We start from the raw sequence: 13,845 nt of genomic DNA, 5'->3' as shown, positions 1-13,845 counted from the left end.
TGATTTAATTTTTTAAACTACTTAACCTCTAACTTTGCAAGCTCTTCTATCTTTGCTAAGAACTTTTCAGGTGTAATTGCTTTTGCAACAAGCATCTGGCAAAGTGTTTCTGCCTCTGTCTTGAAGTTTGGAGTGAATGCGTCCTGCCATACTGTACCGCTTACAGATGTTGCACTGCTAAATATTTGTGTGAGCTTTTTCTGAAGAACTGTTTCTTTCCCTGTCATAAACTTCTCCCAGTTCTGTCCTGGAACAACAAGTCCCTGCTGCCAACCAATCTTTGCCCATCTTGTTGGATGCATCATGTAAAGAAGAAGTTTCATTGCCTCATTCTTAACCTTTGAGCTTGCAGAAACTGCATAGCCGCCGCCATGCCATGCTAAAATGTCTGTCTTCTTACCCTTGCCACCAGAAATTATTGGGAAGTATGTTGCATCCACATTTTTCTTGAACGACTCAGAGAAGTTTGGATTTGCTGCCATTCCTACTTCCCATGAACCCATATAATACATTGCTGCTTTTTCCTGAGCAAACAGATTGTTTGCTGCACCGTAGTCTGCTGCAACAAATGCATCCTGGAATCCGCCCACATTCACAAGATTTACAAGGTCTTTTGCTGCTTTCAAAAGAATCTGGTTCTTAGCAACAGACTTTTTGGAGATTGCATCATAGATGAGTTTCTGGTCTCCACTTTCTTTCACAACAAGCTCCTGATACAGTATTGCCAGTATCCACTTATCTTTTCCGTTTATTGCAATTGGAGCAATGCCATTTTTCCTGAATACTTTTGCTGCGTTCAAAAGTTCATCAAACGTTGTTGGAACTTTTACTTTGTACTTGTTAAACAAGCCCTTGTTGTAGTAAAGTACCATGAAGTCTGTGTTTCTTGGAAGACCATAGAGTTTCCCATTATACATAAAGTCCTTAAGAGAAGATGTCTTGAACCCGTAATCCTTTATCTGATCAAGTTTTATCTCGGCTGCATAGCCTGCTTTCATGACTGGTAAGAAGAATGATGGCTGCCCCCATACCATGAAGATGTCTGGCATTTGATTTGTTGCAACATATACTTTGAATTTTTGTTTGTAAGGCTCATCCTGAAGTGCTTCTACTTCAATCTTGACGTTTGGATTTGCTTTCATGTAGCTGTCAATTAACATCTGCTCAAGTTTGCCCTGGTTAGAGGTTCTGTCTGGCAGATTTGATAGGAACTTGATTTTTACTGTTTTCTGGGTTGATGCTGAAGCTGTCAGGTTCCCTTGGACAAGTCCAAATACGCTTACAATCAGTGCTGCGATAAGCATGACTGAAACAACCACTTTTAAAGCTTTCTTTGACATCCTTTTTTCCTCCCTTTTTTGTTTTTTAAGTTTTTCAAAAGCTTTCTTGGGGCGCCCCAAAATCAAAGGTAGAATTGATTCTGTCTTGGTTAAATTATATCAGCATACTTTCACAATTTTAAGGTGACAATTTTTAAATTTGGTTTGCATTTTTTATGGATATTTTGAGCATGCAAGTTATTAATTGTTATTAAAATTATGATGATTGATAGCAAGATGCATTTCTAAAAAAGAGTATCTTGTGAATTTTATATATGAAGTTGTATAATATACTTTGACTTGTAGAATAAAAGAGAGCTTCAAAAGAAGGTGTTTTGGTAAAATGCTTTTAAAGCTCAAAAATCACTTTTTAAGGCTCAGCATAAAATACAAGATACTCATTCTCTTTTACAGTATAATAGTAGTAACCTCCTTGGTGCTGGCTTTATTTTCATATACCATTTCAACAAACCAGCTAAAAGAAGAGGTCGGAAATCTACTTTTAAGAGACACAAAAAGAATTGCTGCCAGCATAGATTTTCTTCAAAGAGATGTAAATGAACTGTCATCATTCTTGTTTTTAGACCAAAGAGTGCAAAACTTTATCAGCCCGCGCCCCGATTTTGCCAAATACTCCTTAGAACCATTGGCAAGCCTTCTTGCTTCCAAGGATTATATAAGTTTTATCATGCTTTACTCTTTTCAAGGTGATAAATATTACTTTTCAAATGACAATAGCACTGGAGTTGCCGATTTTTATGAAATAAAATCTACAGATTTTTTCAAACAAATTATTAAAAACAAAGGCGCACCTATGTGGTTGAGTCTGAATAGCTTACCTTTCACTCTAATTGCAAAAAACAATTACCCCAAGATTGCCATGGCAAGGCTTTTGCTGGACTTCAATACATATGAACCTGCAGGAGTGCTTATAATATGTATAAACATACCAACCATTGAAAAAATCTATATGGAAGATTTAAAGGAAAAAGAAGCATGCTTTTTTATAGCTGACAGTAGCAACAGAATTATTTCTCTTGAGAGCACAACACCGCAGTTTACAGCCACATTTGCTCAAAAGCTTCTAAATGAAAACATCCCAAGTAAACAAAATGAAATAATCACTGCCAATTCATCAAAACTTTTAATAACATCAAGTTACATCCCGACCTCAAACTGGCGGCTTGTGAGTATAGTTTCGTTAGAAAATGCCATAAATGCCATTAGAAATTCGTTCGTCCTTCTATATATTAGGGTACTTATACTCTGTTTGATCTTTGCTTTTATAATCTCCATGTATTTCTCCTCCATGCTCACAGCACCTCTCCAAAAGCTGGTAAATTCTATGAAAAAGGTGCGCCAGGGCAACTTTCGAGAGCAGGTAAATATCGACCCGCACGCAAGTGATGAAATTGCAATACTTGTTTGTGAATACAACAACATGGTAGAAAAAATAAATCAGCTGATAAACAAGGTATTAAAATTAGAGATTCACAAAAAAGAAGCAGAGCTGAAAGCACTTGAGGCTCAGATAAACCCTCATTTTCTTTACAATACTTTGGATACCATATTTTGGAAGGCAGAAAAATCCCATGATAGTGAAATAAGCGAAATGATATACTCTCTTTCAAGGCTTTTTAGACTTACCTTAAACAGGGGAAGTGAGTTCATTCAGGTAAAAGGTGAAAAGGAACTAATTGAACATTATCTTTTCTTGCAGAGCAAAAGATATAAAAATAAACTTCAGTATTCAATTGAAATTGACCCTGAGATATTAGACCATTATATCCCAAAACTGATTCTGCAGCCGTTTGTTGAAAATGCCATCGTTCATGGTATGGAAAACTCAACAAATCCAACTTTTATTCAAATAACAGGCAAAAAAGAAGGCGAAAATTTATGCTTTACCATCAAAGACAATGGAATAGGAATGTCAAAAACACAGCTTGATGAAATCAAAGAACTTTTAGAGTCAGGGAAAGAAAGCAGCGTAGGATATGCTATCAAAAATGTCAACGAAAGATTAAAACTCTACTATGAAACACACTACAAATTGAATATACAGAGCCAGCCGGGACAAGGTACAGAAGTAAAATTGATACTTCCTATAAATTATATTTCAGTAGAAAATTGACCCAAAAATATTAGAAGCAAAAAGGAGATGAAAAAAGAATGACAAAGTTACTTATTGCAGATGATGAACCAGAAGTAATTGAAGGCATCTCAACCCTTGTTGACTGGGAAAGTAATGGAATTAAGATTGTTGGATGTGCAACAAACGGCGAAGAGGCTCTTGAGAAAATCAGGATGCTCTGCCCTGACATTGTTTTGATAGATATCAAAATGCCCAAATTAGATGGACTGCAAGTAATTGAAAATGCCAAAAAAGAAGGGTATATTTTTGAAAGTATAATCCTGAGCGGGTATGATGATTTTTACTTTGCTCAAAAAGCGCTTGAGCTAAGGAGCCTGAACTATTTGCTAAAGCCCTGCAAACCAAAAGAAGTTTTGGATGCAGTACTGAAGGCCAAAAGTGTTCTTGAAAAAGAAAGGGAAAAAGAAGCTCTGATAAATAGGTTTATAGAATATTACAATGAAACTTTGCCAATTTTAAAAGAGAGAATCTTAAATGAGGTTATATTCGGCATCCGCAGTAAAGAAGAAATAGAAAAGCTTTCTGAAAGGTACAATATAAAACTTTCATCTGGAAAATATTGTGTTGCTCTTGCCAAATTTGATATTGAAAATGCAATTGATACTTACCCCTCTTCTCCTGTAAAACATGAAGCGTACACCCTTGCTTGTGTGAATCTAATTCAAGAAGAATTAGAAGACTTGAGAGCAGAAGTTTTCAGAGGTAGAAATGAAATAGTCATATTAATTAATTCTGACTCTGAATTTGATAGAGAAATGATGGATGATATTCTTACAAAAGTCAAAAGAATTATTGATGAAAAACTTGGACTAAAACTTTACTTCGGAGTTAGCAGGTGGATTGATAAAATTGAAAAAATTAACTCTTCTTATGAACAAGCTTTAAATGCCTTAGAGCTCAAATTCTTTGCAGATGATATTGACATATTATATTGTGATGATATTTGCCTTAACAAAAATACCCTGCTTTACCCAATCGATGAGGAAAAAGCAATAATAAATAGCCTCTTGCTGTGCCAGAAAGATACTATTAAAGATAAAGTTGAAAACTTTATAAATTCATTGTATGCCATCAATACATTCAACAAATGGTTTATAAAGTCAGCCGTTTTGGCATTACTGGGCAGTATAATCAAAGTCTGCCATGAAAAATGCATTGATTTAAATGACGTAGTAAATAGCAAGGTTTTTGAAAACATTTTGAAAACCGAAAAAAAAGATTTGCTCAAAGCATCGCTACTCAGTTTTTTAAATGCAGTAGTAGATAGAATTGATCAGAGTGAAAACAAAAATCTAATCGTCAAAGCAGCCATTAGCTTCATTGAAAAAAACTATAACAAGAACATCACATTAGAAAGTGTTGCAAAAGAGGTATATGTAACACCTGCGTATTTGAGCATTCTATTTAAAAGGGAATTGAAAATTAATTTCATTGATTACCTGCACAAAATTAGAATACAAAAAGCTCAAGAACTTCTTAAAAATCAAAACTTAAAAACATACCAAGTTGCAAATATGGTTGGTTTTTCTGATGAGAAGTATTTTTCTCAAGTTTTTAAAAAGTATACTGGGCTTACACCAACGCAGTATAGGGAGAGCTTGCTTTGAAAAATCCTCAAGCCTTATACACAAGCTCTCCCTCAACATATACCTCCTTTACATTTAAATCCTCATCCATCAATACAAAATCTGCCCTAAAGCCTTCTTTTATCGCACCACACTCAAGAGAAAGAAGCCTTGATGGATTGTAAGTTGCTGCCCGCAGTGCATCTTCTAATCTAATTCCAATTTTTGTTAAGTTCTTTACTGCCTTATCAATTGTCAAGGTGCTGCCAGCTATTGTGCTATCTGCTAATTTACAAATTCCATTTTCAACTTTCACATCTAAGGCCCCTAAACTATACTCACCATCAGAAAGGTCTGTTGCAGAAATAGAATCGCTAATTAATATAATATTCTCAGGACCTTTTAGCTTGTAGGTAAGCTTTATAATCTCAGGAGACAGGTGAATAAAATCGCAAATCAGCTCCACTTTGATGCTGCTCAAAAGCGCATATGTGGTAATAGAATTCTGTCTGTGATGTAGCTGTGGCATTGCATTGAAAAGGTGAACAATACTTTTGGCACCAAGCATATGTGCCTGTGCTGCCTGCTCAAAGCTGCTGTTTGTGTGCCCAAGTGAAATATTAATACCTCTTTCTGTTGCCTTTGAAATAAATTCATTGGGATTTTCAAGTAGCTCTGGAGCAAGCGCAATATCAATAATTTTTTCTTCACAATTAGAAATTAATTCCTCTAACTTCTCAGCTGTCGGACTTTGCAAAAACCTCTCATCATGTGCACCTTTCTTTGCAGGATTTATAAATGGCCCTTCTAAGAATATTCCGGGGATATTTATCTTGAAAGCTGGGTCTTTCTTTGCTTCTCTGATAGCTTTTGCAAGCTTAAATATGTTTTCAAACGGAGCTGATACAATTGTTGGTACAATGGTTGTAACACCATGTTTAAAATAGTAGTTTTGGATAGTTTTTAAATCATTTGCTGTTGCCTCAAAAAAATCAACACCACCAATACCATGTGTGTGTTTGTCAACAAATCCAGGTGAAAGAATAAAATCTCTTTTGTCTATAACTCTATCTTCTGCAGTATCAATTCCTTCTTGCGTTCCCAAAATTATCCCATCTTCCACAACTAAAACATTGTCCCTGATAAATGAATGCCCATCAAAAATCTTTTTGACTAAAAACTTTTTTTTCATTTTTTAAAAACACCTCAAAATATTATCTGATTTTTTACAACCCCAAATCGACTCTGCCAGCAGCTGCCCAGAATCTGCTTATAATCCTCTCAAGCCCTTCCTTTTTCCTCTCAGAAAGCCACAGTCTGCAATAACAATTGCCAAGTTCGATTAAATCAGCTGCAGTCACGGTATTCTCAAGCCTTTTTATTGCCACTCTTATAGCCTGTCTTATAAACCCTAAATCCTCTGGAAGGTTCACATTCATAGTTTTCTCAAGCACCTTCTCTAAATGACCTTTTACTATTTGTTTTTCACTTTCTTTCATGGAAGTATAACCATAGCTACCATACAATAACTTTTTCAAATTGTTGGCAACAACAGTTTCACCAAAAGCTTTTCGACTATCTAACAATTTTTCATCTTCACCTGATAGCTGAATTGTGCTTTCTTCCCACTTTCCATCACCTTCAGCAAGCTCAATGGTAGCAACGAGCAACGGATATAAAAAACTAAACAAGCACTCCTGACCATCATCACCCCAGGCTGTCACCAAAAAGCCTTGAATACCTTTTGTCTTTGCTGCATCAATAAAATTTTTTATGTTCTCAATTGCTACTTCAAAGTCAGGATAAAACCTGTCCCAATTAGAAAAACCTGGACACACTATTTGATTTGATTGATATTTCTCTCCAAAGCTTTCAATTCTATTTATAAAATGCTCTTTGGGCATTGCTGCATAATCCCAGTTGGCTAAAATCACCCTTTGCCATATATCGCTTTGCAAAAGTTTTCCCCATACCTCTTTTTCATTTGGCTTGAGAAACACGCCTGTTAGCATATCTCCCCACATGATAGGTATCTTACCATACTTTTCTACAATATCTATCATGTTCTTATGATGTTCTTCGTATAGCTTTGGTCCTTCAAATGCCCAATTCTTTTCTAAGCTTTTCCCTCTGCCGAGCGCCCATGTCTCATCTCCGCCTATGTGAACGTACTTGGATGGGAAAAACTCTAAGACTTCTTCTAAGAGGTCATAAGCGAATCTCTTTGCTTCTTCATTCGACAAATCAAGACATCCTTCTCTTGGCAAATACCATTCACTATATTTTGAGTACTCTGGAATTGATAAAATATTCTCCATATGACCTGTTAACTCTAAAGATGGAAATACTTCAATTCCAAGATTTTTGCCATACTGTGTGATTTCTTTCAGCTCCTCTTTTGTTAATCTTCCTCTACCTACCCCTATCTTAGGGTGTTTTTCCCATGGAAAAAGATCTTCAAAGTATATTGCAAAGTAGTTGTATTTGAGCAAAAATAGCCATCTTAATATACTTTTAAAGGTTGACAGACTAGGCACTCCGCCTCTTGCAATATCAAGATGATAGCCTCTAAAAGAAAATCTAAATTCCTCTTCTATTGTGACTTCTGGCAGTGCATCTCTTCTTTGGATTAAGAGCTGAACTAATGTGGCATAAGCAATATTAACATTGCCCCAAATCTTTACTTTTTTGTCTTCTATTGAAATGCCTGTTCCAGGCCTTTGGAGAATCTCTATCTTCCATGAGCCTCTTGGTATTGAAAACTCCCTTGATATTGATGCTGGAAAGTTCAAAAAACCATCAAACTCAAACCATCTTCCTGTAAAATTGAGTTTTTTGGGTTTAGGGACAATTTTGAACATTTTGTGATATCTCCCTTCTGCAGACAATTTTATATCTTGTTAAAAATTATCAGTACCCCAAAATAGAAATTTGTGTGGCTCTCTTGTTAGGATATTCATTAGCTTTTCTGTAGAATCGATAAGTAAGCCCTCCAGCTTGAAAGGAGTAATAAGATTTACCATCAAACTATTGTCCTTAAGCTCAGCACACCCAGTAAGCTCTGAGTAGATTGCCTTGGGATATCTAATGGTCTGTGCATCTTCATCGTTCATAATAAATCTTGTAAACTCCATCAAAGGTATTTTTTTGCTTGATGAGTCAGAGCAGCCATATTCCAGTATGATTACTTCTTCCCCATTCTTCCTATAAAACAAATAAGCAGCCAATCTGCCATCAATAAAATATCCCAAGCTTTTTTTAGGCTCAAACTTAACCCAGCTAAGCCAATATTCCCTGTTTCTAACAACAGGACCATTAAAATTAGCTGAATAAAGCCTGTAGATCTCATCCATAATTTCAATATCGTTGTCTGATAATTTTATTTCTTTTACTTCTCCTGCCTGAGCAGTTTTAGATTCATAATATTTACGAAAGGTATTTCTGTCAAGTAAACAAAATTCCCTCGTCAATACTTTATAGCCAAGTTTGCCATAAAAATTATGAAGTGACGCAAAAAGAATTGAAATAGAAAACTTTTTCTCTCCCATTGTATCTATTGCCATGCGAAGTAGGGTTGATGCAAGCCCCATTCCTCTGTACTGAGGTTTTGTACTGACCTCTCCTATTCCACCAACAGTTATTTCTTTACCATGAAAATATACCCTTCTGTAAAATAATCTTACTGTGCTTGCTATAATACTATCGTCTACCGCCACAAAAATGCTGCTAAGATCCTTGAAAGGATCATTGAAATAATGTCTTTTGAAATAATCCAGCCAGTACTCTAAATTTTGGTTATCTCCAAAAACACTCGCACAATGGTAAAACCATTTTTCAAGCTCTGGTTCTTTTAAGGTTCCAAATTCCATAGAAATACCTTCCTTTCATAACTTTTACAACAGTCAATTTTTTCTATCAATATTATTTTAGCATAAAATATAGCACTTACATAAAATATAGCACTTACTCTGAATGATTAAGCAGACATCCAGAGTAAGTGCTTGTTGACTAATAATAGAATTCAACCTTTGAATTTGTTCTACTCCTCTCCTGCAGTCCAGAGCGATTCTACTATAGTATCCAACAGGGTCCCACTAAAATCATGGGTATATTCCCAAAACATAGCTCCACCAAGATTATTCTTTGCTATAAATGCGACCTCCTCAGCAATCGCTTCGGGATCTTCATATGTTACAAATATACCCTTTTCTTCATTCCAAAGATAAGCAGCTTTAGCTTTTTCATCCCAGTATCTTTTGAAGCCATTTTCTTCGTTATATTTTGTTAGAATTTCTTCATATGGCACATCTCCACTCTTCCCATTAACTTTCTGATATAATCCGTTATTATTTTTCTCTACATCTGTCCAATAATAACCATAGAATGGAAATCCATAAACAAGCTTATCAGGAGATGCACCTGCTTCGATCATCCCTCTTATGCTTGATGAACCGCAAATGCCGGTGTTATCTTTATCAGACAATTCAAGAGCAGATAAATGCCCAGTTACTTTATCCCATGGACCATGAACATCATATTCCATTACATTTACATAGTCTGCTATTTCAACCACCTTGTCAAACTCTGTCCATTCCTTATAATATGATGGGTTAATGCTTGCCGCAAAACTTAAAATGTAATGTTTATTATCTTTCTCTCCAGCTTTATCTAATTTCTCTCTTAAAGTTTTCATTAATAACGTGAAATTGACCTTATCTTCTGGTCTAGCTTTAATTGCTCCCCAACCACCATTTACAGGATATTCCCAATCGATATCAATTCCATCTAAATTATGAGCTCTTAGATACTCTACTACACTATCTGCAAACCTATTTCTTGATTCTTCGGTTAAGGCTGTATCTGAAAACCCTTCTGCACCCCAACCGCCAACAGCAATAAGTATCTTCAGATGTGGATATTTTTCTTTCAATTTCTTTAATTCTTTGAAATGCTTCTCATTTATATCCTTCCCGTTGTCAATAACCCCATCTTTTATAGCGGCAAATGCAAGATTTAAATGAGTAAGCTTATCGCCCATAATCTTACTTGCGTCCCATTCTTTCCATGCGGGTATATATCCTACTATTTTGTAGCCAGGTGGAAGAATAACAAATCCACTTTCTCTTGCACTATTTACTGAAATAATATTTATTTTTGTAAGTTTTGTAGCTAAATTCATCTCAGTTCCTTTTACATTTAACTTAAGCGCCTGGTAAAGCGATACTATTACATCTTTATTAGTAACTTTCTTTGACTCTGTCAGATGCGTAATTCCAATTGAGTTTGCAAACTCAATTACATTGTTTTCATCAAAATCTACGCCTGCCTCGTACTCCAGCGCTTGTAATAACACTGTGTATAAATCTTCAGTAGTAACTTCTTTTAGTGGTTCAAAATTCTTATCCTTTGCCCACCCCAAATCAGGATTATGTTTTAAATATAAAAGAATTGCTTGATTTTGAGGACTTAAGAGCTTTGCATCGTTGAAGTTATCATTCTCAGCTGAGGTATAGTTTATCGCTTCATTCTCAAGACCATTCAATCTTAAAAACAAAATTGCCAATTGGTACTTTTTTGTCGTTTTATTTAGATAAGAGTCTGTAATACCACTGCTGTCTCCTTCAATCAATCCTACATTTGAAATAGCTTCGATTGCAACCGTTACATTCTCATTTGCTGGCTCGTTTGCAGCAAACGAAACAAAACAAATACCCCATTGAATTATTATAAAAATCATCACCCAAACAGTTATCTTACTTAAAGACTTTCTCATTACTTTGGTTCCTCCTTTCGTTACATTAGGAATAATTGATAAGAAATTGATAATAAGTGAATGCTTCATTATTACTATAATAAAAAATTAAAATGCGGGGGATATAAAAGTATTGCCTTTTGCTGGACTATATTGCTATTTTATTGTTTGTGGTACAAGCATCTGCATATTGCAAATTTTCGCTTTAAATTCATATTAGGTGGTTTGATTTATTAAAAATGGCTTGATGCAGTAAAATGTGTAAAAATTATCTTTTTTATTGATCAAGCTTTGCTGGAATAAACTTCTTTTCCATCTTTTTATACACTTTATTTCCCTCACCGTTTCACTTATATTTTCTACTCTTACAATCTCATCCTTATCTTGATTCAACAAACAACTTCTCAGCTAGCCTTCTTCCGGCTATAGTTGAGTTAAAAAATTTCTTCCCTAGCCGGCATAACTACCAATTTGACAGTTTTAGCCTTCAGATTATATTGTTTAATCTTGACTTTTTTTGTCTTTTATCGTTCTTTATTGTCATATTAAAAAGTTCATTCATATCCCATACTTAAAAACGAGCAAAATGTAATATACAATCGTAGTAGATATGCTCTGGAATAACGCATCTTAAAGAAGGAGCGGTGAGAAAATGAGATACGGTTACTTTGACAACCAAAATAGAGAATACGTAATCGAACGCCCTGATATCCCCGTCTCCTGGACAAATTATCTGGGTGTCAAAGATATGTGCACAGTAATCTCACACAACGCAGGCGGTTATAGTTTTTATAAAACGCCTCAATACCACAGAATAACAAGATTTAGACAAAATGGTATTCCACTTGACAGACCCGGTCACTATGTTTACTTAAGAGATGATGAGACAGGAGATTATTGGAGCATTTCATGGCAACCAGTGGGAAAAAGCTTGAGCATTGCAAAATATATTTGCAGACACGGTCTTTCCTATTCTAAGTTCATCTGCGATTACAATAATATTCATGCTGAGCAGTGGCTTTTTATACCTCTTGATGACGCAGTTGAAATTTGGGATGTTAGAGTAAAAAATACAGGAATTAGCAGGAGAAAGCTTAGCATTTTTACTTATGCTGAGTTTTCATATCACCATATAGAAATTGACAATCAAAATCTTCAGATGAGTCTTTATGCAAGTGGTTCAAGTTACAAAGATGGTATTATAGAATACGACTTTTTCTATATACCCGACATGTACCACTTCTTTGCTTCTAACTTTGAACCAGATAGCTTTGATTGTGTAAGAGATATATTCATAGGTAATTACAGAACAGAAACAAACCCAATTGCTGTTGAAAAAGGTATGTGTTCAAACAGTGAAGATCTGACAGGAAATCACTGTGCTTCTCTGCACAAGAGATTTGTATTAGAACCAGGTGAAGAAACAAGATTTATATTCATGCTGGGCGTTGGGGATAGAAATAAAGGCAGGGAAATCAAAGAAAAATATAGTAAGTTTGAAAATGTCGACAATAGCTTTTACGAACTTAAAAAATACTGGGATGATAAACTTTCTGTTTTTCAGTGCACAACACCTCATGAAGGCTTGAATACAATGATAAACATTTGGAATTTATATCAAGCCGAAACATGTGTTGTATGGTCAAGGTTTGCATCTTTTATAGAAGTTGGTGGAAGGACAGGACTTGGGTTTAGAGATACTGCTCAAGATGCAATGTCAATTCCTCATACAAATCCTCAAAAGTGCAAGCAAAGAATTATTGAATTATTAAAAGCACAGACAAGTGAAGGTTACGGTTTGCATCTTTTTGAACCAGAATGGTTTGAAGAACAAGAATCGTCAAAACCAAAATTTAAGTCTCCAACCATAGTGCCCAAACCCAAAAAAGATAGTATAATCCACGGAATTGAAGATGCCTGCTCAGACGATGCACTGTGGCTTATTCCCACAATAAGTGAATATATAAAAGAAACTGGCGAAATTGAATTTCTCGATATGATAATTCCTTTTGCCGATAAAGGCCAGGCTTCAGTTTATGAACACATGAAGCGAATTATTGACTTTACAGCAAAACATGTAGGGCCGCATGGAATAGCCAAGGGATTGAGAGCTGATTGGAACGACTGCTTAAACCTCGGTAGCGGTGAAAGTGCAATGGTTTCAATGTTGCATTACTGGGCTGTGCAATCCTTCATTGAAATTGCCAGATATCTTGGAAAAACAGAGGATGTTGAAAAATATTCGGCTTTGGCAGAAAATATCAAAAGGATTTGCAATGATGTTCTATGGGATGGCAGATGGTATTTGCGAGGAATAACAGCAAATGGCTTAAAAATTGGAAGTAATGAATCTGAAGAAGGAAAAATCTATTTAGAATCAAATGCATGGGCAGTAGTATCTGGTGTTGCAGACTATGAGCGGGGAATATCAGCAATGGATGCTGTGTATGAATATCTTTTCTCTAAGTATGGGCTGCACCTTTTGCATCCTCCATACTCAAAACCAAATGATGAGATTGGTTTTGTAACAAGAGTTTATAAAGGAATTAAAGAAAATGGAGCTATATTCAGCCATGCAAACACATGGGCATGGGTTGCCGAATGTAAGCTTGGTCGGGGCAGCAGAGCAATGGAGCTTTATAATGCACTCCTTCCCTACAATCAAAACGACATCATTGAAATTCGTGAAGCTGAACCATACAGCTACTGTCAATTTGTTTACGGAAAATATCACAAATCTTTTGGCAGGGCAAGACATCCTTGGCTTACTGGAACAGCTGGATGGGCTTATCATGCAGTTACACATTGGATCCTGGGCATAAGGCCTACCATCGATGGATTAATTATTGACCCTTGCATACCAAGCAGCTGGGACAAATTTGAGGTGATTAGAAAATTCAGAGGAGCAACCTATAAGATTACAGTGCTTAATCCAAACAGAGTGGAAAAAGGAGTAAAGTATATTACATTAAATGGTAAAGATCTTGAAAAAAATTTTGTTCCTGTTCAGCCCAAGGGTAGCATAAATGAAGTTATAGTAGTAATGGGGTAAAA

Annotated in this window: 8 protein-coding genes; 3 read left to right on the top strand and 5 right to left on the bottom strand. The window is 35.6% G+C overall.

Translation table 11 applies throughout. From position 1 onward, the window contains the following. Window positions 1-17 precede the first annotated feature (17 nt). Window positions 18-1,340, bottom strand: coding sequence for an ABC transporter substrate-binding protein (locus OTK01_RS00555; RefSeq protein ID WP_029228920.1), 1,323 nt, complete (start codon window positions 1,338-1,340; stop codon window positions 18-20). Between the two features lie 322 nt (window positions 1,341-1,662). On the opposite strand from OTK01_RS00555, the gene OTK01_RS00550 reads away from it, so the two are divergent. Further along, entirely contained in the window at window positions 1,663-3,453 is a 1,791-nt protein-coding gene (locus tag OTK01_RS00550) for a sensor histidine kinase (protein WP_029228919.1), read from the top strand. Between the two features lie 38 nt (window positions 3,454-3,491). Next, entirely contained in the window at window positions 3,492-5,081 is a 1,590-nt protein-coding gene (locus tag OTK01_RS00545) for a response regulator (RefSeq protein ID WP_029228918.1), read from the top strand. Window positions 5,082-5,088: 7 nt separating this feature from the next. On the opposite strand, the gene nagA is transcribed toward OTK01_RS00545, so the two are convergent. The 4 genes from nagA to OTK01_RS00525 all read right to left on the bottom strand — a co-directional run bounded on the left by nagA (window position 5,089) and on the right by OTK01_RS00525 (window position 10,812). Continuing rightward, complete coding sequence (gene nagA / locus OTK01_RS00540; protein WP_029228917.1) at window positions 5,089-6,231, bottom strand: N-acetylglucosamine-6-phosphate deacetylase; 1,143 nt, start codon at window positions 6,229-6,231, stop codon at window positions 5,089-5,091. Window positions 6,232-6,265: 34 nt separating this feature from the next. Further along, window positions 6,266-7,900 carry a beta-N-acetylhexosaminidase gene (locus tag OTK01_RS00535; protein WP_029228916.1) on the bottom strand — a complete coding sequence of 545 codons (1,635 nt, stop codon included), beginning with the start codon at window positions 7,898-7,900 and terminating at the stop codon, window positions 6,266-6,268. 39 nt (window positions 7,901-7,939) lie between these two features. Next, window positions 7,940-8,908, bottom strand: a complete 969-nt coding sequence (locus OTK01_RS00530; protein ID WP_029228915.1) for a GNAT family N-acetyltransferase — start codon at window positions 8,906-8,908, stop codon at window positions 7,940-7,942. A 170-nt stretch (window positions 8,909-9,078) separates the two neighbouring features. Further along, a complete protein-coding gene (locus tag OTK01_RS00525; RefSeq protein WP_029228914.1) occupies window positions 9,079-10,812 on the bottom strand; it encodes a glycosyl hydrolase family 18 protein in 1,734 nt (577 codons plus the stop codon). Between the two features lie 631 nt (window positions 10,813-11,443). On the opposite strand from OTK01_RS00525, the gene OTK01_RS00520 reads away from it, so the two are divergent. After that, on the top strand, window positions 11,444-13,843 hold the full coding sequence (locus OTK01_RS00520) for a glycoside hydrolase family 94 protein (RefSeq protein WP_029228912.1): 2,400 nt from the start codon (window positions 11,444-11,446) through the stop codon (window positions 13,841-13,843). The last annotated feature ends 2 nt before the right edge of the window (window positions 13,844-13,845 follow it).

The sequence above is a fragment of the Caldicellulosiruptor acetigenus genome (genome assembly GCF_026914305.1).
Lineage (GTDB): Bacteria > Bacillota > Thermoanaerobacteria > Caldicellulosiruptorales > Caldicellulosiruptoraceae > Caldicellulosiruptor > Caldicellulosiruptor acetigenus.
This window is presented reverse-complemented; position numbering and strand designations above follow the sequence as displayed.